At 31.3% G+C, this 21,614-nt stretch carries 18 protein-coding genes; 5 read left to right on the plus strand and 13 right to left on the minus strand.

Features of this window, described 5'->3' with window-relative positions:
* Nucleotides 1-25 precede the first annotated feature (25 nt).
* A complete protein-coding gene (locus MUN68_RS06870) occupies nt 26-4,378 on the minus strand; it encodes a translocation/assembly module TamB domain-containing protein (RefSeq protein ID WP_272792421.1) in 4,353 nt (1,450 codons plus the stop codon).
* 164 nt (nt 4,379-4,542) lie between these two features.
* On the opposite strand from MUN68_RS06870, the gene tsaD reads away from it, so the two are divergent.
* From tsaD to MUN68_RS06885, 3 genes are read left to right on the plus strand one after another with little or no spacing between them, the layout of a single operon-like run.
* On the plus strand, nt 4,543-5,565 hold the full coding sequence (tsaD, locus tag MUN68_RS06875; protein ID WP_249994268.1) for a tRNA (adenosine(37)-N6)-threonylcarbamoyltransferase complex transferase subunit TsaD: 1,023 nt from the start codon (nt 4,543-4,545) through the stop codon (nt 5,563-5,565).
* Between the two features lie 3 nt (nt 5,566-5,568).
* Nucleotides 5,569-5,895, plus strand: a complete 327-nt coding sequence (locus tag MUN68_RS06880; RefSeq protein WP_249994269.1) for a TfoX/Sxy family protein — start codon at nt 5,569-5,571, stop codon at nt 5,893-5,895.
* On the plus strand, nt 5,896-6,486 hold the full coding sequence (locus MUN68_RS06885; protein ID WP_249994270.1) for a hypothetical protein: 591 nt from the start codon (nt 5,896-5,898) through the stop codon (nt 6,484-6,486).
* A gap of 1 nt (nt 6,487) precedes the next feature.
* On the opposite strand, the gene MUN68_RS06890 is transcribed toward MUN68_RS06885, so the two are convergent.
* Nucleotides 6,488-7,273 carry a tRNA pseudouridine synthase A gene (locus MUN68_RS06890; protein WP_249994271.1) on the minus strand — a complete coding sequence of 262 codons (786 nt, stop codon included), beginning with the start codon at nt 7,271-7,273 and terminating at the stop codon, nt 6,488-6,490.
* Between the two features lie 101 nt (nt 7,274-7,374).
* Between MUN68_RS06890 and MUN68_RS06895 the strand changes: the two genes are divergently transcribed.
* Both MUN68_RS06895 and MUN68_RS06900 read left to right on the plus strand, forming a co-directional pair.
* Nucleotides 7,375-8,172 carry a LytTR family DNA-binding domain-containing protein gene (locus MUN68_RS06895; protein ID WP_249994272.1) on the plus strand — a complete coding sequence of 266 codons (798 nt, stop codon included), beginning with the start codon at nt 7,375-7,377 and terminating at the stop codon, nt 8,170-8,172.
* A gap of 95 nt (nt 8,173-8,267) precedes the next feature.
* Nucleotides 8,268-9,503, plus strand: a complete 1,236-nt coding sequence (locus MUN68_RS06900; protein ID WP_249994273.1) for a S41 family peptidase — start codon at nt 8,268-8,270, stop codon at nt 9,501-9,503.
* A gap of 113 nt (nt 9,504-9,616) precedes the next feature.
* Here the strand turns inward: MUN68_RS06900 and MUN68_RS06905 are convergent, their stop codons facing one another.
* From MUN68_RS06905 to MUN68_RS06955, 11 genes are all read right to left on the minus strand, one after another.
* A complete protein-coding gene (locus MUN68_RS06905) occupies nt 9,617-12,772 on the minus strand; it encodes a zinc-dependent metalloprotease (protein WP_249994284.1) in 3,156 nt (1,051 codons plus the stop codon).
* Nucleotides 12,773-12,876: 104 nt separating this feature from the next.
* On the minus strand, nt 12,877-13,473 hold the full coding sequence (gene hisIE / locus MUN68_RS06910) for a bifunctional phosphoribosyl-AMP cyclohydrolase/phosphoribosyl-ATP diphosphatase HisIE (RefSeq protein WP_249994294.1): 597 nt from the start codon (nt 13,471-13,473) through the stop codon (nt 12,877-12,879).
* 74 nt (nt 13,474-13,547) lie between these two features.
* Nucleotides 13,548-14,306, minus strand: a complete 759-nt coding sequence (gene hisF / locus MUN68_RS06915) for an imidazole glycerol phosphate synthase subunit HisF (protein WP_249994300.1) — start codon at nt 14,304-14,306, stop codon at nt 13,548-13,550.
* Nucleotides 14,307-14,309: 3 nt separating this feature from the next.
* On the minus strand, nt 14,310-15,026 hold the full coding sequence (gene hisA / locus MUN68_RS06920) for a 1-(5-phosphoribosyl)-5-[(5-phosphoribosylamino)methylideneamino]imidazole-4-carboxamide isomerase (RefSeq protein WP_249994302.1): 717 nt from the start codon (nt 15,024-15,026) through the stop codon (nt 14,310-14,312).
* The gene (hisH, locus tag MUN68_RS06925; RefSeq protein WP_249994312.1) at nt 15,023-15,604 is read right to left on the minus strand and encodes an imidazole glycerol phosphate synthase subunit HisH; all 582 of its coding nucleotides are present in this window, start codon (nt 15,602-15,604) and stop codon (nt 15,023-15,025) included. The genes hisA and hisH overlap by 4 nt, the downstream gene beginning before the upstream one ends.
* Nucleotides 15,604-16,737, minus strand: a complete 1,134-nt coding sequence (gene hisB / locus MUN68_RS06930; RefSeq protein WP_249994314.1) for a bifunctional histidinol-phosphatase/imidazoleglycerol-phosphate dehydratase HisB — start codon at nt 16,735-16,737, stop codon at nt 15,604-15,606. The genes hisH and hisB overlap by 1 nt, the downstream gene beginning before the upstream one ends.
* Entirely contained in the window at nt 16,734-17,783 is a 1,050-nt protein-coding gene (gene hisC / locus MUN68_RS06935) for a histidinol-phosphate transaminase (RefSeq protein ID WP_249994317.1), read from the minus strand. The genes hisB and hisC overlap by 4 nt, the downstream gene beginning before the upstream one ends.
* A 67-nt stretch (nt 17,784-17,850) precedes the next feature.
* On the minus strand, nt 17,851-19,137 hold the full coding sequence (gene hisD / locus MUN68_RS06940) for a histidinol dehydrogenase (protein WP_249994319.1): 1,287 nt from the start codon (nt 19,135-19,137) through the stop codon (nt 17,851-17,853).
* Entirely contained in the window at nt 19,137-19,994 is an 858-nt protein-coding gene (gene hisG, locus MUN68_RS06945; protein WP_249994321.1) for an ATP phosphoribosyltransferase, read from the minus strand. Before hisG ends, hisD begins: the two co-directional genes overlap by 1 nt.
* Before the next feature lie 244 nt (nt 19,995-20,238).
* A complete protein-coding gene (locus MUN68_RS06950; RefSeq protein WP_249994323.1) occupies nt 20,239-20,784 on the minus strand; it encodes a hypothetical protein in 546 nt (181 codons plus the stop codon).
* Between the two features lie 9 nt (nt 20,785-20,793).
* A complete protein-coding gene (locus MUN68_RS06955; protein ID WP_249994325.1) occupies nt 20,794-21,606 on the minus strand; it encodes a prohibitin family protein in 813 nt (270 codons plus the stop codon).
* Nucleotides 21,607-21,614 lie beyond the last annotated feature (8 nt).

Consider the following 21,614-nt stretch of genomic DNA (forward strand, 5'->3'; position numbering starts at 1 on the left):
TGAAAATAATGATAAAAGCAGAAGATTATTTGTTCTTTTTATCATTTTTGGACTTCACATTTATGAAATCTGGTAGTAGTTTTTCTTCATCTTCTTTCGGCTTCTCTTCTTTTTGTTTTTCTTCTTTTTTGTTTTTTCCAGTGAAAATGATTTGAATTAATTCTTTAAAAGTATCAAATTCTACATTATAAGATAAACCAACACCTTGAGTATAACCAATTTCTTCTCCAAAATTTCTAATGTTATTTTCTCTATTAAAAAATTTGGCAGTTAGTGTTCCTTCTTCATTTAAAAGTACATCTATTTGAACATCACCTGCAATAACGGTTTCACTCACACCACCTATTGGCACTCCAACTTTTCCATTAACAAGTACTCTGTCACTAATTTTGGTGCTGAGAGTGAGTCCAATTTCATCATTTGTTTCATATTCTGTGGTTTGTTGACCAACTTGATAATTAACACCAATATTAATTTTATCGCTGCCATCGTTACCTAAAATACTATTAAACAGTGAGTTCACACGATCTGAAATCGTTCCATAGGCATTTTGACCTAAGCTAAATTCACTAGCAAAAGACCCAAAAGACAAGACGTTAAGTGCTTGAAACTCTCTAGACTCTTTGGTTTCTAATCGGTATTCTAATTCAGATCTGATATTTGAATCCACATTTGGGAAATCGAAACTGAAATCTGGTTCTGGCTGTTCTAATTGTCCAGCAAGATTAATTTTTACTTCAACATCAATATTTCTATTAATTGGATTGTCTAATAATACTGAAGGATTTGCTTGTGCTTTGTATATGGCAGTTAATCCTATTTGTGCTTTAAGCGGATCACCTTCCCAACGAATGGAACCACCAGGAACAACGGTTAATTTTTTCTGGACTAATCCTCCATAAGCGAAATTATAATCACCTTCTTCTATTTGAAAATCGCCAAACATTTGAAATTTTCCGTTGGTATTAATATCAAATAGTAAATTCCCATTTCCTTTGCCATGAATTGTACTTCCTGAATTTTTATCGATTACGATTTCAATATCTGCATAAGGATTTACAAATAAGTTGAACTCCAATTCTAAACCTTTGAATTCATTTTCTTGAATGATTTCTCCGTTCTTTCTTGCATTCTTTTCTTCAGGTGATAAAAATCGAATGTATGAGTTGTCACCATAAGTTTCTAAGTCACTTAATGGGATTTTAAATATTGTACCTTCAGCAGTACTACCATTAAAAACAATTTTAAGAGCATCTGTAGGGCCAATTATATCTGCTTTCCCGTTTACAAAACCTGTTCCGTAATACAACTCTTCTTCATCATACTCTGTATTCAATACTAGAAGTCTAGACGTATCAATTTCTAAACCTAGTTTCCAATCTGAAAAGTTATTATGACCTATGAAACCGTTTAGAGTCGCTTTTGAGAAATATTCAGAATCAGTAATTTCTACATTTTGAAAAATGAATTTTTGAGATTCTAATTTTACACGAGAATCAAAATCAAAACTATAATCAACATTAAGGTATGGAATTGTTAAGCCAGCATTATCTAGTAATAAATCGCCATTAAATTGAGGGTTTTCCAAACTTCCAGTTACTTTGGCATTACCAGTTACTAAACCTCTAATATTCGTAATAACACCTTCTCCAAACGGATCCAATGGATCTAATAAAAACTCATCAAAATTAACATTTAGGTCAATATTAGAATTGTTCTCGCTAACATCGATCGTGCCTTTGGCTGCTAAAGATTTTAAATTATCATTTTTTAAGCTAAGATCTACAACATAATTGGTTAGCGATTGATTTCCAGAAACGATAGCTTTTAGTTCTCCAAGTTCGTAGTCATTTGCCCTTAAGTCACTTATGGTAACACTAGATGTTGGTAAATAAATACCATCTTTTTGCAGGATTTTAAGACCTCCATTGACTTTTCCTGCTAAGCTTAGGCTGTCTATTCTAGGAGTTATCTTAGTTAAATCTACCTCTGTAAAATTAAGATTGATGTCTTTTGTTTTTGCATTATCAATATTGCCATAAAGTTCAATTTGTTCATCAAAGTGAGTCATCATAATATTGTCAATGTCAAAAGATTCGAAATTTCTATCGAACGTTATTTTATTGGCATTATTTTTATCTTCATTAATTGTCCATGTGTTCTCTTTAAAAGTAATATCAGATTTTCTAAATCCTACAACAGAGTTCTGTTCTTCATTTATGGTATAATATAGACTTAAATCGAAATTATCAGTATTTTGCGTTCCGCCTTTAAATTCAGATTTAATAAATAAAGTATCTCTTTGCGTTACGTTAATTAAGCTAAAATCGGATACATTATAAAAATCTGTTTGCAATGAATCCACTTCAATATAGGTGTTGAAAACAGGATTACTATTATCTACTAAAACAGATAAATCATTTGCATAATAATCTTTGAGCTTTATATGAGGTGATTTAAACGTAAGGTTGAATTTTTTCTCGTTGGTTTCAATTCGTCCTTTTATAGTGGTATTGGGACCCAATTCTAAATCGTGGTAAAATGCTTCAACGATCTTGTTGTAAATCTTGAAATTGAATTCTACATATTGATCTGTTTCAATTTTATGAGGTAAATAATTGGTATAAATACTTCCTACTGAATTCTCTGCAAGTTTAGCAAGATCTACAAATTTGAAATCACCTTTCATGGTGCCTTCAATAATATCTGGTGAATTTATTTTTAGAGTTCGTTGTTTGCCAATAAATGAAGATGTTACTATAAAATCCTCAAAATAGTAATTGTCATTTTCATTGATGTAAGTAGTGTTTTTAAAATTTAGAGAACCAAAAGCATCATCGATACCAGATCCTTTCATTGACATTGTTACAATGCCTTTAAATACTGAAACGCTATCTTTTTCTATAAAATTTAAAGCTTTAAGATTTGCATAGTCTACATCTGCGTTAAAGTCGAAGCTTTTAATCTCTTTTGATAAATCGGCTAAACCATTAAATTTAAATTTAAAGTTTTCATCTTTAGATTCAAGAAGTCCATTAAAGACTTGATTTCCTAATTTACCAGAAACATTAATATCTTGATAGTTATAATCATTGTATTCAATTTGAAAAACTTCACCTGAAATTTGAGTGCTTAAATTTTTAACTGTAAATCCTTTTCCATCAACATCTAAGTCAAAAGATGTCGTTTTTACTACTGGATCGTTTAATAATACACCTAAATCGAACTCATCAAAAACGACATTTCCTATATAATTTGCATTATCAATATCGTCAACATGTGTCATTTTCATATCAGAAACAATAATTCCTAAATCGGTATTAATGTTAATATTTGCATCAATAGTTGTATCAGTTATGTAAGATGTGCCTGTAATTTTAAAATTTCCAAGTTTTGAAAACACGGTTGGAATTGATTCGCCTAAAATATTTGGTAGCAGTGCCTTTAAATCGTAATAGTTTGACGTTAGGTTGTCATAGCGTCCATTCATAGAAAAATCACCTTCAGCACTACTAAAGAGGTTTTTGAAATTTAAGTCGCCAAAAATTTGAGTTCTTCCACTGGCATTTAATTGAAGGTTATTGGCGTTCAAATCATTTAAAGTTCCTGTTAAATTCACATTAAGTGTTGCTTTTTGATCGATACCGAATTCATTATAAAATGTATTTAAATCATTTAAAGCGACTTCAGAATCTAAAAAATCTGCTGTGACTTGTACCTTATCTTCAAAATCTTTGAAATCTTCACGATTGTAATCAAAACGTAATTTCCCTTTTAAAATTGACTTATCGGTTTTAATGCTTAGATTATTAAAATTCATATGCGTAAGCGTATACTCAAAATCTGTCATGAGATTTTTAATATGAGCACCTCTACTATCTACAAATGCCAATGTGTTAATTCGGGTTCTTACATCGCTACCATCAATTACAAAATTTGTTGCGTTTATATTTAAATCGGTAAACTCTAAAACTTTATGTGTTTCTCTATTTTCATCAATAAGTCGAAATGTACTCTCATAAATTGAAACATCACTAGAAGATAATAAGAATCCGCTTTTTCCAGGACGTGGATTATCTTCATCAAATCTTGCAACAAATACGTCTAGATTAGTATCTGATTCTCCTTCATAGGTTTTAATATTGAATATTAAATTAATAATATCAATGTCACCGAAATTGAGTTTACCATTTGAAAGGTTCCTATAGTTAAGAATTGAAGTGTTTAATTCTTGAATGGCAATAAGGGTGTCTTTTTTATAGTCTTCAACGTAGATTTCTTTTAACTCAACATCACCATTAAATTGAAGTCCGACTTTTCCAATATTGATATTTGTACCAAATTCATCATTAACCCAATTTGTTGCATATTTTCCCAAAGAAGTTTGAACTGCAGGAATAGATAATATTAGCACCAAAATGATGAACAGCAATAAAACAATTGCTACTATTTTTGATAGTATTTTTAGGAATTTTTTGATACGCCTTTAAAAGTTATAACTTTGACCTCAAAATTAACAATTATTGTGCCTAATTTATATTAATGAGCTCACAAAATATATATATTCTTGCAATTGAGTCGTCATGTGATGATACTGCAGCAGCAGTAATGCTTAACGGTAAAATTTTGAGCAACATTGTAGCGACTCAAAAAATACATGAAGCTTATGGAGGCGTTGTTCCTGAATTGGCATCAAGAGCACATCAACAAAACATAGTTCCTGTTGTAGATCAAGCGCTAAAAAAAGCGAATATTGATAAATCACAATTAAGTGCCATCGCTTTTACTCGTGGACCAGGATTAATGGGTTCGTTATTGGTTGGCACTTCTTTTGCAAAATCATTGGCTTACGGATTAGATATTCCTTTGATAGATGTGAACCATATGCAAGCTCATATTTTGGCTCATTTTATTGAAGAACCAGATTTTGTTAAACCGCCTTTCCCGTTTTTGGCAATGACCATTTCTGGAGGACATACGCAAATTGTAAATGTGTCTTCATATTTTGAAATGGATGTTATAGGAGAAACTATTGATGATGCTGTTGGTGAAGCATTTGACAAAAGTGGAAAAATTTTAGGTTTAGGTTATCCTGCTGGACCAGAAATTGATAGACGAGCAAAGCTAGGAAACCCGAAAGCATATCAATTTACAAAGCCAAAAGTTGGCGGCTTGAATTTTAGTTTTTCAGGATTGAAAACTCAGATATTATATTTCATTCAGAAACAAGTTAAAGCCAACCCGAATTTTATTGAAGCGAATTTGAATGACATTTGTGCCTCTATCCAATATACAATTATTGGAATTTTAATTGACAAGTTGAAACTAGCGACTAAAGAAACTGGCATTACTCATATCGCAATTGGTGGAGGTGTTTCGGCAAATACTGGAATTCGGCAAGCATTGAAAGATGGAGAACAAAAGTTTGGCTGGACGACCTACATTCCAAAGTTTGAATACACGACTGATAATGCCGCAATGATAGCCATCGTTGGGCATTTTAAATATTTAGAAGGTAATTACGCAGATCAACGTGTCATGGCATCTTCAAGGCTGAAAATTTAAATTATGGCTTTCAACGAACAACTCGCAAACAGAATAAGAGAACAGCTTAAATTATTTCCTGAGGCATTCACTGAAAAGAAAATGTTTGGAGGCATCTGTTATTTATATAATGGAAAAATGACTGTTGGTATCGTTAAAGAAGATTTAATGGTAAGAATTCTTTCAGATAAAATAGAAGCAGAATTAGTCAAAGATAATGTAAGACCAATGGATTTTACAAAACGACCAATGAAAGAATTTGTTTATGTTTCACAAGATGGTATTACAACCGAAATAGAATTATTGTATTATATTGAATTGGGTCTAGAGCATGCCAAAAGTAAATTGTAAATGGATACTCAGGCATATAAAATAATTAGAGCTATCTGTGAATTTCTTGAAGGATTGTTTTTCGGATTTGGTATAGTAACAATATTGGCTTTAGTGGTTTTTGTTTTCTTTAAAAAGAAAGAACTAAAAATATTTATTGAGTATGCAGTTTTTGTGTCAAGAAACTTAGCCATTTTTTACATGGTTATTTATACAGTGTCTTTAGGTTTTTATTACGCTTCGAAAGAATTTGATTTCTTTTCTGAAAGAGCTACTGGTCCATATGCTTGGGCTTATTGGCTTATGTTAATCAGGCCAATTGTTTTTTGTGGATTGCTTCAGTTTTTCTGGTTAAAAAGAATCGCTAATAAAATGCTAAATATTTTTAGCATTACATTTTTAGTGTTTATTGTTTCTCTTTTCTCAGGATCAATGTTTGAAAAATTAGTAATTATTAATGCATCATATCATAGAGATTACATGATGGAAACAAATCAGTTTAATACTGATATCATAATTATTATTGCATCGTATATTATAGAGAATTCTATACTTTTTAGTGCTTTGGTATTCGTGAGTTGGGCAATTTTTAAAAATAGAAAACTAGACTAGCTTATTCAAAATTCACTGAATTTAAAATTAGTCCAGAAGCAGGAGCAATAAAATCCATCACTTCTGTACTTTCAGGTTTTAATGAATTTTGAATGTAATTTAAGTCCACTTCTCCTCTACCCAATTTGATTAGTGTTCCCATCATTAGCCGAATTTGATTACGTCCAAAACCTTTTCCTTTTACAATTAGCGTGTATGTTTGCTTCGGAAAGAAATTTGCAGTATACAAAGTGTTTTCAACCAATTGACAGCTTTCAACTTCTCGAATATACAACCCTTTGTCTGTAGCTCTAAAACAATACGGTTTGAAATTATGCACTCCTTCGAAAAGAGTTGCACCTTTTTTCATAAGTTCAATATCCAAATCATCAAGAATGGTAGTCATTAAAGGTGCACAAAACGGATGACATTTTTGTCCGAATGTGAATAGGTAAATATATTCTTTAATTTTTGAATGCTGAATGATGTTAAATTCGGCATCAACTTCTTCTATTGCTAAAGCTCTTAAGTCTTGTGGAAGGTTGTGATTAAACAATTCTAAAAAGGCCGTTTCGTCTTCTATCTTTTCATAAATAAAAAGTTCGAATGCCGTTTCATTTGCAGAAACCATGGCATCAGTTCTTCCAGAGCCTAAGGTTTTAAAATCTTTGCCTTTAAGAATGAAATTTAGTGTTCTATCTATCATTAAATGAATCGTTTTCAGTTTAGGTTGTTTTTGCCAACCATGAAATCGATATCCTAAGTATTGAATCTTAATTAAATAATAGTAACGTTTCTTATTAAACATATTAGCAAGAACGCTATTTTATGAGTTTTTACAAAATTTTTGATGTCTTTGTTATTGGTAGTTCTATATTGAAGTTTTATTTTTAAGCATAAAATTTACTAGTGTCTAAAACATATCCATTTGATCCTTCAATAAAACACCATTTGCTCATTGCATTAGGTTTATGTGTTTGGATTTTTGTATTTCTATATTTCACAGAACCACTTGATGTGAATGAGTTTGAAAACACAGAAAAATTAATATATTTACCTCTTTACGGATTAATAGGAGCCTTGTTGTATGTTATGGTTCTTCCGTTTCAGATGTGGTTGTTAAAAAAAAGTAACGCTAAATGGAAACTTTCAAAAGAACTACTCGTTTTAGGTTTATTTATAGTTTTTGCAATTTTTGGATTACGTCTTTTTTACTTGCATTTCATTGTGGAATGGCATCCAAATGCTTACACTTTTTGGTATCATCTGAAATCAATTATTTTCCCTGCGATGCTAACCATATTGCCAATTGTAATAATAGGTCGCTTTGCCTTCGGAAAATATAAAGAGAAGAAATTAGAAGAACAAAAAATTGAAATTCAAGGGGAAGGCAATTATGAAAGTTTACGACTTCAGTTAAATGAATTAATCTGCATTCAATCTTCTGATAATTATATCGAAGTTTTTTATTTCAATGGAGCTAATTTAAAGAAAACACTCATCAGAAATAAATTATCTGTTATTGACGAATCATTTCCAGAATTATTAAGAACACATCGTAGTTTTATTATCAACCCATTTCATTTTCAATCTTGGAAAACTGAAAAAGGGAAACATTTTTTATTACTCGCATACGATATTGAAGTGCCAATTTCTAAAACGTATTTAGATAATGTAAAAGCACAGTTAAATTCCGCCACAGATTAAGTGTGTTTCGTCCCAAACACCTATTGTAATTCGATTATATGTGATTTCTGAAATATATTTGTTTCAGAAAATTTAATCACATAAATCAATTAATAATGAAAATTTCAACAGCAATTTGTATCATTTTTTTATTCACAGTAGCTTCAGCTTTTTCTCAATCTCATACCTGCGATTGCAAAACTGATTTGGATTTTATAGTTCAAAAAATTAAAAAAATGCCTTCATATAAGAAGCAAATAAAAGGCGAAAAAGCGACTCAGTTTACAAATTCATATCATACACTTTCAACTAAAATGCAACAGCCCATTTTAATTGAAGATTGCTATAAAATGCTATTAAAACAAATGTCTTTCATTAATGATAACCATGCATCAATTAAAGTAAATGAAATTTATTTATCTGAAGAAGATTCAAAAGATGAGATTAAGTTAGCAGCTTTCAAGGCTACAGAGCGGTATAAAAACCATCCTAGAACTACTCGTAATCTTTCAGAATTACAAGAAGAATTATCTAAAAAAGCACTAGAAGATATAGAAGGGATTTATGATTATTATGGTGATGAGCAAAAAATTGGTATCTATTATGCAGGCAACCAAAAAGACTTAATTGGTGTGGTTTTAGAAAGTAGTTTGAATCAATGGGAAGCTGGGGAAATTAGATTTTACGCGACACATACAACTGGTCATAAATATAATGTATATCATTATGATAGAATTACTAGAACACCTAGTCAAGTAAAAAGCTTCACTTTTGAAAATGGCAGATTATGGTCTTATAAAAAAGAAGGGAACACAGATAACAACGAATTTCGTGACGCTAGTTTGCCTCAATTAGATTTTAAACAAATCAATGAGAATACACAGTACTTATACTTTGGAGATTTCAGTAACAGTAAGAAAAGTGAACATCAAAAATTCTTTAAAGATGTTGAAAATAAACTTACTGCTGAGAATGTTATCGTTGACCTTAGAAGTAATAGTGGTGGAAATAAAAAATTCTCAGACCCGTTTTTGAAGCTTTTAAAAAATAAAAATATTTATGTTTTAACTAATTGTTTTACAGGGAGTAATGGTGAGCAATTTACAGTAAAACTTAAAAATTTAAAAAACACTCAACACTTAGGTCAAGCTACTTTTGGAATCATCGCTTATGGACTTAATTACGGCAGAAGCTATGATACACCTTCAGGTTATTTTAGAATAACACCTACAGACATGAACTTCCACGAATTTTATGAATATGAGGGCAAAGGTATTACTCCTGAGATAGCATTAGATTTTGATAGTGATTGGATAAATCAAACGCTTACTATTATTGGGAATAATAAATAATAATTTATGTGGTTCTAATGTAAGATTAAACGTTCTACATTAGAAAAAAAAACTGCCACTAATTAAGTTTAGTGGCAGTTTATATTTCAATTTTTTTAAGAATAAATTTTTTACTATTTAATAATAAGTTTTTGTGTCTTAGTGCTATTTTTATTAGAAACTCTAATAATATAAACGCCAGAACTAATTGATGATACATCAATTGTATTGGTCAAGTTAGATTGATCTAATGTATTACTTAATACCAAACGTCCTTGAATATCATACAAATCAGCATTTGTTGTTGCAGTTAGCATCCCTTTAATGATAATATCGTTATGACTTTCATTTGGATAAATGATTAACTCATTAAGGTCATCATTTGAATTTAAAGCAATAGTATTTGAAGAATATCTCAAAAAGAAACGACCAACACCAGCTAGATCAGTTGTAGGTGTAAATACATAATCTGAAGTATTCAGTAATGTAAACGTATTCTTTTGAGTATCTTCTAAATATACATTAATGTTAGAAGGTAACGATGAACTAGTCTCAAGACCTATAGTCATTTGATTTCCTGCTCCTGCGTTTATGCCTAAAGGAATCACAACATCATTAAAGTCATTGTATGGTAATGATTGAATTGCGATATCTAACCCATTATTGTCTTCTAAAAGATGCGTAAATATTGAAAGTTCACCAGACATTCTTTGGTAAGAACTAGCATCATAGCCATTATCTAAACCTCTCGTTGTACCTTCAATAAAGTAGATACTTGTATTTGACGTTTTAGTTGAATTTGATAAAAATAATTTGCTTAAAACTGAATTTGTTGAATTTGCAGAACGACCTAAAATAAAATCGTCACTTGTACCAGTAGATCGCATTGTAGGTGTGAATTCTAAATCGTAAAGCGGTGCATTCGTTGGGTCTGCACTTACAAAGAATCCTTGACCAGGTGCAATTACAGTTGACGCATTAGTATTTGCTAGGTTATAAATAACCCAACCGTCTGCAGCATTTCCATCATATCCATATATCGCAGCAGTTCCTGTATTCATTAAATCTAAATTATTCACACCAGAACTTACTTCGTGATTAAGAAATGCTTGCACATTTAAATATGAAGGATATGGATTTCCAACAAGGTTCCATTGTTCATCTGTTGGTCCAGAATATGTAATATCTTGAGTTACTGTTCCGCTATTGGCAGCTCCAGTAAATGTAAATGTGTCATTGTCACTTGATGCTGCTCTATAACCAATACCTGCATCTAGAGTTGTTGTTGCTGAACCATTGTAGGTTGTATAGTCTCCTATAGTTTTGTCAAAAGGACCAAATAAATATAAGGTGCCATTGTTTAAAATATTTGGATTAGCAGTTACAAAGTCATCAAATTCTTGACCAGTTAAAGGCGCAGAAATTAAATCGTTATTTCCAGTTTCACCAGAACCATTGATGTTTACATGACGTTCATAATTAATTGTTCCAGCAACAGACCCATCAAGAATTAAACTAGAGTAAGACGTTGAGCTAGATTCTAAAGTTAAACCGTTAGAAGCCGTAAGTGTCGCTCCTGAATCGACTGTAAGGCCAGCTCCAGCATTTACTGTTAAACTATTACAAGTTGTATTTGAATTAATACTAGCATTTCCAGAAGCAATTATAATATCTTCGCCAGCAGTAGCAACGCCATTTGGATCACTTGGTGACCATCCATTATTATAGGTGTAGGTTGTTGGACCTGCAAGATCTGGCATCACATAAATGGCATAATCTTCTGATTGTCCATATTGTAAAGACATATCACAAGGTAAATCGTCAATACTACTCGCACCATATCTATTATCTAATTCAGTAAGTAATCGAATTCTAACATAATCATCATAAGGAATAGATGAAGGATAAGTTAAAGTAACAGGAACGACTGAATCTTCAAGAATATCTTCAGAATAATGTTGTTTTTCTGCATCATCATTAAAATCTCCATCGTCATTCCAATCAATCCAAATTGCTAATTGTTGAAAATTACTTGGAAACATAGTTACATTTATTGTATTTGAAGTTGACGCATCGATTTCAAAATAATTAGAGCAATTTCCAGAATCATCAATATTTCCGCCATCACTAGCAGAAGAAAACGATGTAAATGAAACTCCGTTTAATTCAACACCGAGAATACCAGCAGAATTAGTAGAAGTTAAGTTATTACTACAAACAGCAACTGGAGCTGCATAAGTTGGATCTACAGGCTCATCACCTTTAGAATTTACAAGTGATGTACCTTCCATTGCAGCTCTAACTCTTGTTTTTTGATCGTTAGTCATTAAATCTGTACATGAATAATAACTCATAATATTATTTATGGTATTATCATCAGCCCATGGGTTTCCACTATCGCAAGCATTTGTTGCTGGACAGGTACTTGTTTCTCTTTGGTGTCGTACTGTGTCTGCACAACCATCACCATTAGTTCCAACGTCACTATCGTCTGGACATTGATCTGAAATACCATTATTGTCAGCATCATCACCTTGAAATGTATGGTATAAATGAAAGTAGTGGCCAACTTCATGGCTAACAGTACTATTATCTCTTGCGAAATTTAAAGGCCAAGACGGATTTGCATTCGTTGGATCATATCCAAAAACACTATACATCATTACAGAACCTTCACGGAAATTTCCATTATAAAAATTGGCATAGCCTTGAAAACCTCCACCTCCATTGTTGCCATCAATTTCAGTTACAATCCAAACATTGAAGTAATCTGTTTCTGGCCAGCGACTTAAATCTTTTAATGTATTTTGATCTGCTCCTGAACCTTGAAAAGATACACCATCAGTAGCATAGTTTGGTACTGCTGAAGCATCAATTCTGTTTATACCAGTTGTAGCATTACAATCTGGATCACGTTGAGCTAGAGCAAATTCCATTTCAAAATCTAGTGGACTAGCTGCAGTTTGACCTCTGTAGAAGTCATTAAGATTATCGATACTACTTTGAATTTGAGCATCTGAAATATTGGTTCCAGAACCAACAGCTTCTCCTAAATGTAGTACGTGAACAACAATAGGAATTGTTAAAACACCAGTAGCTCTTCTGCTTTGCATGTTTTCTGGTAATATGCGATTTTGAATTTTTTGTTCAAATTGTAATTCTTGTTGAACGAATTCTGGATTTTGACGCAGTAAATCTCTTTGTTTGTCAAATCCACATTCTTGAGCTAAAATAGTAGTACTGATACTAAAAAGGCATATTAGTACAATTAAACTTGTTTTTAAATTCATAATGAGTTTGTTAGGTTGATTATATTTTTGCTAATATAACAGAAATATACCTACTATAAACAATAATCGATGAATTTTTATCGATTAAATGAAAATACTAACGATTATCTACTTCTTTTTTGTAAGATTTCTATTACATTTTCTATTTTGTAACCTTTGGCTTGCAATAAAATCAAATAGTGAAATAATAAATCTGCGCTTTCATTTAAAAATAAATCATCATTAGTGTCTTTTGCTTCGATGATAACTTCAACAGCTTCCTCTCCTACTTTTTGAGCAATTTTATTAATTCCTTTTGAAAATAATGAAGCAATGTAAGACGTATCTTTTGAAGCACTATTTTTTCTTGTTTCAATTATGGATTCTAATTCGGTTAAAAAACCATATTGCTGAGAGTTGTTTTCGTTCCAACAACTGTCTGAGCCTTTGTGGCATGTTGGTCCTTTTGGGTGCACTTTAATTAAGAGCGTATCATTATCGCAGTCTAGTTTTATACTTACTAAGTTGAGAACATTTCCACTTTTTTCTCCTTTAGTCCAAATGCGTTGTTTCGTCCTGCTGAAAAAGGTTACTAAATTTAAATCTATAGTTTTTTTTAGGGCTTCTTCATTCATATAACCCAACATTAATACATTGTTTGTCGTAGCATCTTGTATAATTGCAGGAACTAGTCCGTTATTTTTATTGAAATCTATGTTCATATTAGTTTGTTTTATAATTCAGAATGAAGTGAAGCATCTATTTTTTTAGATTCATCGTTACACTCAGAAAGACATTATAATAATCTTACTTCTATTCTATTTTCTTTTAATTCTTTTTTTAATTCTAAAATATTAATGTCACCAAAATGAAATACACTAGCAGCCAAAGCAGCATCAGCTTTGCCTTTTGTAAATGTGTCTATAAAATGTTGAACTGTTCCTGCTCCACCAGAAGCAATAATAGGAATGTTTACAATTTCTGATAGTTTGGATAAAGCTTCATTAGCAAAACCTAATTTTGTTCCGTCATTATTCATTGAAGTGAACAATAGTTCACCAGCACCTCTTTTTTCAACCTCTTTTGCCCAATCGAATAATTTAATTTCTGTAGGAATAGTTCCTCCAGCTAAGTGAACAAACCACTCATTTTCGATTTGTTTGGCATCAATGGCAACCACAATACATTGGCTACCAAATTTATTTGATAATTCATTAATTAATTCAGGACGTTTTATTGCACTTGAGTTTATAGATACTTTATCGGCTCCGCAATGCAACAAATCATCAACATCTTCAATTGACGAAATACCACCTCCAACCGTAAAAGGGATATTTACATGTTCTGCAACTTTTAGAACCATATCGTGCATGGTTTTACGTCCTTCTATAGTTGCTGATATATCTAGAAACACTAATTCATCAGCTCCTAGTTTTGCATATTGTTTTGCTAATTCAACAGGATCACCAGCGTCACGTAAGTTGATGAAATTGATGCCTTTAACGGTTCTGCCGTTTTTAATATCCAGACACGGAATTATACGTTTTGTTAACATAAATTATGAATAGATTTCTAAATCTCGCAATAAAATTTTGCCTTCATAAAGCGCTTTACCAATAATAGCAGCTTCACATCCTAGATCTTCTAATGCATTTAAGTCGTTTAATGAAGTTACACCACCAGATGCTATTAATTTGATGCTTTTTGATTCATTTAAAATACGTTTATAAAGGTCAAAAGATGGTCCTTCGAGCATGCCATCTTTAGCAATGTCGGTACAAATTACATAATTAATTCCTTTGTTTTCATAGGATTTTATAAAAGGAATGACTTCCATATCACTATCTTCTAGCCAAGCGTTTACGGCAATTTTTTCATTATTGCAATCTGCTCCAAGCATTATTTTTACGCCTCCATATTTTGAAAGCCATCTTTCAAATATTTCTGGTTTATTTACAGCAATACTTCCACCAGTAATTTGTTTTGCTCCTGAATTAAATGCGATGTGCAAATCTTCATCAGTTTTTAGACCACCTCCAAAATCAATTTTTAAATTTGTTTTTGAAGATATTTGTTCCAGAACTTTGTAATTAACTATATGTTTAGCTTTTGCTCCATCTAAGTCTACTAAATGAAGGTATTGTATTCCTGATGCTTCAAATTCTTTTGCAACTTCAACAGGGTTTTCATTGTATATTTTTTTTGTGTTATAATCACCATTGGTAAGTCGAACACATTTTCCTTCTATAATATCGATTGCTGGTATAATTCTCATAATTCTAAAAAGTTCTTTAATAGTTGTTCTCCTTTTGTACTGCTCTTTTCTGGGTGAAATTGCACACCATAAAAGTTGTTGTTTACTAAAGCTGATGCATATTCTAAACCATATTCTGAATTGGCAATAGTTTCTATACAGTTTTCAGCATAATAACTATGCACAAGATACATGTAATCCCCTTCTTTTATATTCTTAAACAAGTCTGATTTTAAATTTTTTACAGTGTTCCATCCAATTTGTGGAACCTTAAGCTTATCGTTGAAACGTTTTACATCAACATTAAAAATACCAAGCCCTTTGGTATTGCCTTCTTCAGTATAATTGCACATGAGTTGCATGCCCAAACATATTCCTAATACAGGCTGTTTTAAATCAGGAATGAGTGTGTCAAGCGTGCTTAATTTTAACATTTTCATTGCTGAATTTGCTTCGCCTACACCTGGAAAAATGACTTTATCAGCATTTTTAATAACCTTTGGGTTATTTGATAATGTAGTTTCTATTCCTAATCGCTTAAAAGCAAACTGTATGCTTTTAATATTACCTGCTCCATAATCTATAATAACTACATTCATTATAACATGCCTTTTGTAGTTGGTAAAATCATTTTTTCAACATCTCGTTTAACTGCCATTTTTATTGCTTTTGCAAAGGCTTTAAAAATGGCTTCTATTTTGTGATGTTCGTTACTGCCTTCTGCGTTTAAATTGAGATTGCATTTTGCGCCATCTGTAAAGGATTTAAAAAAGTGATAAAACATTTCGGTTGGCATTTTACCAATCATTTCCCGTTTAAAGTCTGCTTTCCAAACTAGCCAATTTCTTCCACCAAAATCTATTGCAGCATGAGCAATACAATCGTCCATAGGAAGTGCAAATCCGTAACGTTCAATCCCTAATTTATCTCCTAAAGTTTTAGCAAACACTTCACCTAAAGCAATTGCAGTATCTTCGATGGTGTGGTGTTCATCAATTTCTAAATCTCCATTGACTTTAATGTTTAAGTCTAACTGACCATGTCGCGCAATTTGATCAAGCATGTGATCAAAAAAGGCAATTCCAGTGTCGATATTACTTTGACCAGTTCCATCAAGATTTAAATCGATTTTAATTTTGGTTTCGTTGGTGTTTCTTTCAATGTTTCCAGTTCTAGCATTAGCTTTCAAAAAGGTGTAAATGGTTTCCCAATCATTACTTTCTAATGCAATAAAATCTACTAAAGTTTCTCGTTTTACAGTAATTTCATCAGTACCTAAATTGGTGTTGTCATTTATGAAAATCCCTTTTGAACCTAAATTTTTTGCTAGTTCCACATCAGTCAATCGATCACCAATTACGTAAGAGTTTTCTAAATCATATTCTGAAGAAAAATACTTTGTCAATAATCCAGTATTCGGCTTACGAGTTGGAGCATTGTCTTTAGCTAAGGTTCTATCTATAAATTGTTCTTCAAATTTAATACCTTCAGATTCGAAAGTTTTTAAAACAAAATTATGAACAGGCCAAAAAGTGTTTTCAGGATAAACTTCTGTGCCTAAACCATCTTGATTTGTAATCATAACGATTTCAAAGTCTAGCTCTTTAGTTATTTTACTCAAATATTGAAATACTTTAGGGTAAAACTCTAATTTTTCAAAGGAATCAATTTGTTCATCTGCTGGTTCTTTTATGAGTGTTCCGTCTCTGTCTATAAATAATACGCGTCTCATTTTAATGATTTTAATGCTGTGATTAGTTTTATATTTTCAATTTTTGATCCCACTGTTATTCGCAGACAATTTTCGCAAAGAGGTTGATTGGTTCTGTTTCTAACAACGATTCCTTTGTCAATTAACTCTTGATATCTTTTATTTGCATTGTCAACTTTTACTAAAATAAAATTGGCATCAGTAGCGAATATTTTTTGAATAAGCGGAATCGTTTTAAATTCAGATATTAACCAATTGCGTTGTTGTTGTATTCTATGTATTTCTTCTGAAATTTTTGTTGTTTCTGATAAGCGTTCTATAGCTTTAAGTTGTGTTAACTCACTAATGTTATAAGGTGGTTTAATTTTATTTAAAACAGCAATAATTTTCTTTGAAGCATAACAAATTCCTAATCTAATTCCTGCCATTCCATAAGCTTTAGATAAGGTTTGTGTGATTATTAAATTTGGGAATTCATTAATACGTGATAACCAACTTTCATTTTCTGAAAAATCAATATAGGCTTCATCGATAACTACTATACCAGGAAATTTATTTAATAAACGTTCCATTTTTTTAGGATCAACGCTTTGTCCTGTTGGATTATTAGGAGAGCATAAAAATAAAATCTTGGCGTTCTTATTTTTGAGATTGCAAACTGTATTTACATTTATATCAAAATTAGCATCTAAGTTGATTTCTCGAATATTAACATTATTAATATTGGCAAATACGTTATACATTCCGTAAGTTGGACGAATAATTACGACTTCATCTAGCCTTGGTTCGCAGAATACTCTATAAATTAAATCAAGAACTTCATCACTTCCATTACCTAATAATATTTGGTTCGTTGGAATATTCTTTAATTTTGAAAGCAAGGATTTAACTTTTTGTTGTTGCGGATCAGGATATCGATTTAAACCATTTTTAAAAGGATTTTCATTAGCATCTAAAAACACCATGTCATCGTTTAGGTCTTTATATTCATCTCTAGCAGATGAATACGGCTTCATGGCTTTTATATTATCTCTTATTAAACTATTTAATCTGAATTCTTTTGTCATATCTATTTTACTAAATTATTTCAGTGTTTCATAATTTTGTGTCATGCTAAAACACATACAGCATACGTTATTCTTTTAAATCTTTTAATCTCAATGAAACCGCATTTTTGTGAGCTTGTAAGCCTTCTGATTCTGCCATAAGTTCAATAGTCTGACCAATATTTAATAGACCTTCTTTTGTTATTTTTTGAAAGGTTATACTCTTAGTGAAACTATCTAAATTCACTCCAGAATAGACTTTACTAAATCCATTTGTAGGTAAGGTGTGATTTGTGCCTGAAGCATAATCTCCAGCACTTTCAGGTGTGTAATTGCCTATAAAAACTGATCCTGCGTTTTCGATATTTTTAATATAAAAATCATTGTTATTTGTACAAATGATGAAGTGTTCAGGAGCATATTCATTAATCATATCTAAAGCAATTTGATTCGATTCAACATAGATGAGTTTAGAATTATTAATTGCTTTTTTAGTCATTTCTTTTCTAGGTAATTCTGAAAGTTGTATTTGTATTTCTTTCTCTACAGCATACAATAATTGTTTTGATGTTGAAATTAAAATCACTTGACTATCTGCACCATGTTCGGCTTGACTCAATAGATCTGAAGCAACATAATTAGCCTTTGCTGAATTGTCAGCAACAACTAATAATTCACTTGGTCCAGCAGGCATGTCTATAGCTACACCATGTTTTGTGGCTAATTGTTTTGCGACTGTTACAAACTGGTTTCCTGGTCCAAAAATTTTATAGACTTGAGGAATGGTTTTGGTTCCAAATGTTAGACCAGCAATTGCTTGAATGCCTCCAACTTTTATGATTTTAGTCACTCCACATAATTGTGCTGTATATAAAATTTCTTTTGCAATTTTTCCTTCGCTATTTGGAGGAGAACATAATACAATCTCTTTGCAGCCTGATAACTGAGCTGGAATAGCTAACATTAGGACTGTTGAGAACAAAGGTGCTGTTCCTCCTGGAATGTATAATCCGATTTTTTGTATGGGACGTTTTTCCTGCCAACAAGTAATTCCTGGTGTTGTTTGAACAGTTATACGTTGCGTCTTTTGAGCTGCATGAAACTTTTCGATATTTGATTTAGCCGTATGTATAGCGTTTTTTAATTCAGTAGATACAAGACTTATGGCTTCTTCAATCTCTTTCGAAGTTACTTCATTGTTTTCTAAAGCAACACCATCAAATAGTTTAGTGTATTTTGAAATGGCTTTGTCTCCTATTCTTTGTACATCATTGAAGATTTCGTTTACAGTGTCTTCAATGTTTTCAACAGTTTGTGTAGGTCGTTTTAATAGTCTTGACCACTCATTTTTACTTGGATTTATGATTGTTTTCATTAGAGCACCATGTTTTCAATTGGACAAACTAAAATGCCTTCAGCACCATTTAGTTTTAATTCATCTATAACTTCCCAAAAAGCATTTTTATTAATCACAGAATGTAATGAACTCCAACCTTCTTTTGCTAGAGGTAAAATCGTTGGACTATTCATTCCTGGTAAAATATTCACAATGTCATCTAGTTTTTTATTAGGTGCATTAAGGAGCACATATTTGTTTTGTCGTCCTCTTAAAACAGACTGTAATCTAAACTGAAGTTTATTTAGAATGTTTTGGTTTTCAGAATTTATTAGTGGTGATACAGCAAGTACAGCTTGAGATTGTAATAGAATGTCAACTTCTTTGAGGCCGTTTTTAAACAATGTGCTTCCACTAGAAACAATATCTACAATAGCATCTGCCAATCCAATATTTGGCGCAATTTCAACAGAACCATTAATGATATGTAGCTTTGCGTTTACATTATTTTGATTTAAAAATTGATTAACAGTATTTGGGTAAGATGTTGCAATACGCTTACCTTCTAGGTCAATAATGGATTTGTAATTTGAAGATTTCGGTACTGCAATGGATACTTTACAAGATGAAAAACCAAGTTTTTCTATAACTGAAATTCCGTTTCCTTTTTCAATTAAAACGTTTTCTCCAATGATAGCTGCATCTACAACACCATCTTTTAAATACTGTGGAATATCTCCATTTCTAAGATAAAATACTTCAAGAGGGAAATTTTTTGCCGATGCCTTTAATTGATCTTTTCCATTGTCTATAGAAATTCCAACATCTTTTAATATGGTCATAGAATCATCGTGAAGTCTTCCCGATTTTTGTACAGCAATTTTTAATTTACTCATTTTTATTTTTGATTTTTGATTGAGTAAATCTTTTAAGCAGAATGTTATAAAAACAAAAAACCGTTTGATTTACTCAAACGGTTTTTAAAATATGTTGATTTTATTCAATACATTCTCACCTCGCTTGAGCGCTAGTATGAAAATGATGATGTAATTGAATAAAAGTCATTTGTTTTTTTTGTTGAACAAAGATTGCAAATAATAATTTACAATTCCAAATGCATTCAAATTTTTTATAAATTATTTAATATTTAGTACAACTTGTCCAAGGATAAGCACATTGATCTTTAAAACTCAGCCAACCTCTAATTGTTTTCTTTCCAACTTTGAAGCTTACCATTGCCCACAAATCTATAGTTTCAGTCACATGTACTGTTTTGAAGCTGTCTATTTTATGAATTTTATTGGATTCGTTCGTTGGTTCGTCATAGAGATATGCTCTATGTTTTTTGTCAATATGATCAACAGATATTAAAAAATCTGAAGTTTTAACCCAATAGTTTTCGTAGCCATAATTTTTGTAAGCATTTGGCAACCTCTGGATGTTTTTAATTTTAAACCAACCATATTCACTATCTAAAATAGCAATTTTATACCAAGAGTTTTTAGTGTCTATATTCTTTAAAGTATCTACGATAATACCTTTGATATTATCATAGATATATAATGGCTTTTTAGTTTCTTTATCGTAATAGGCTTCTACTAAGTTTTTATAATGAATTGTATCGCTTTCTTGTGCGAAAAGATTAATACTAAATAATAATAATAATAGAAGTCTAAAACATTTCAAGATACGATGCTATTGGTTTCCTAAAATGATAGGTAGTCCTGAATCTCCAGAACCTATAATTATAGTTTTGCTATTTGGTGATTCTGAAAGTTTTACGGTAGCTTCAATACCTTTATCTTGAAGAATCTTATCTGTTAATGACGCACTTAAAATGCGGTTTGCATCTGCTTTACCTTGTGCTTCAATAATTACTTTCTCAGCTTCTTTTTTTGCTGATTCCAATCTAAATTCATATTCTAAAGACTCTTGTTCTTGTTTCAATTTGCGTTCAATTGCGTCTTTAATTGTAGTTGGTAGCTTTACATTTTCTACCAAAACACGCTTTACAACAACATATTGTCCATCGAGTTCTATTTTTACTTGCTCTAAAATTTCTAGTTCTATGACATCTCTTTTACTAGAATATAATTGCTCAGGTGTATAACGACCTACAACACTTTTTGCAGCTGCATTAATTGCAGGACTCAATAATTCACGAATATAATCTTCACCTTTAGTCTGAATTAATTTACCTAAGTTTTTATACTCTGGTTGAAACCAAATCGTTCCGCTAACTGTAATATCTAAACCATTTACAGATAACACATTCATATCATCAGAAATTGATTGTTGTCTCACTTTTTGTACAATCATATCATTCCAAGGCGCAACAATATGGAATCCTTCTCCGTAAGTTCGTTCAGTATTAATACCATTACCAAACGGTTCAAATAAAACACCGCCTTCACCAGGACCAATTGTTACTGCTGATTTTGCTAATAATATGATTAATACAACAGCACCAATTATTACAGGTAATGCTACTTTAGGTAATTTTTCCATAGTTTTTG

Origin of the sequence: Psychroserpens ponticola (assembly GCF_023556315.2) — a bacterium.
GTDB lineage: Bacteria > Bacteroidota > Bacteroidia > Flavobacteriales > Flavobacteriaceae > Psychroserpens > Psychroserpens ponticola.

Excerpts from the sequence above, each read along its gene's own strand:
- MUN68_RS06900 (WP_249994273.1), top strand. The coding sequence starts at position 8,268 with ATGAAAATTTCAACAGCAATTTGTATCATTTTTTTATTCACAGTAGCT.
- MUN68_RS06890 (WP_249994271.1), bottom strand. The coding sequence starts at position 7,273 with ATGTTTAATAAGAAACGTTACTATTATTTAATTAAGATTCAATACTTA.
- hisD (WP_249994319.1), bottom strand. The coding sequence starts at position 19,137 with ATGAAAACAATCATAAATCCAAGTAAAAATGAGTGGTCAAGACTATTA.
- hisB (WP_249994314.1), bottom strand. The coding sequence starts at position 16,737 with ATGAGACGCGTATTATTTATAGACAGAGACGGAACACTCATAAAAGAA.
- hisIE (WP_249994294.1), bottom strand. The coding sequence starts at position 13,473 with ATGAACATAGATTTCAATAAAAATAACGGACTAGTTCCTGCAATTATA.
- MUN68_RS06885 (WP_249994270.1), top strand. The coding sequence starts at position 5,896 with ATGGATACTCAGGCATATAAAATAATTAGAGCTATCTGTGAATTTCTT.
- MUN68_RS06905 (WP_249994284.1), bottom strand. The coding sequence starts at position 12,772 with ATGAATTTAAAAACAAGTTTAATTGTACTAATATGCCTTTTTAGTATC.
- MUN68_RS06880 (WP_249994269.1), top strand. The coding sequence starts at position 5,569 with ATGGCTTTCAACGAACAACTCGCAAACAGAATAAGAGAACAGCTTAAA.
- tsaD (WP_249994268.1), top strand. The coding sequence starts at position 4,543 with ATGAGCTCACAAAATATATATATTCTTGCAATTGAGTCGTCATGTGAT.
- hisA (WP_249994302.1), bottom strand. The coding sequence starts at position 15,026 with ATGAGAATTATACCAGCAATCGATATTATAGAAGGAAAATGTGTTCGA.
- hisH (WP_249994312.1), bottom strand. The coding sequence starts at position 15,604 with ATGAATGTAGTTATTATAGATTATGGAGCAGGTAATATTAAAAGCATA.
- hisC (WP_249994317.1), bottom strand. The coding sequence starts at position 17,783 with ATGACAAAAGAATTCAGATTAAATAGTTTAATAAGAGATAATATAAAA.
- hisF (WP_249994300.1), bottom strand. The coding sequence starts at position 14,306 with ATGTTAACAAAACGTATAATTCCGTGTCTGGATATTAAAAACGGCAGA.
- hisG (WP_249994321.1), bottom strand. The coding sequence starts at position 19,994 with ATGAGTAAATTAAAAATTGCTGTACAAAAATCGGGAAGACTTCACGAT.
- MUN68_RS06955 (WP_249994325.1), bottom strand. The coding sequence starts at position 21,606 with ATGGAAAAATTACCTAAAGTAGCATTACCTGTAATAATTGGTGCTGTT.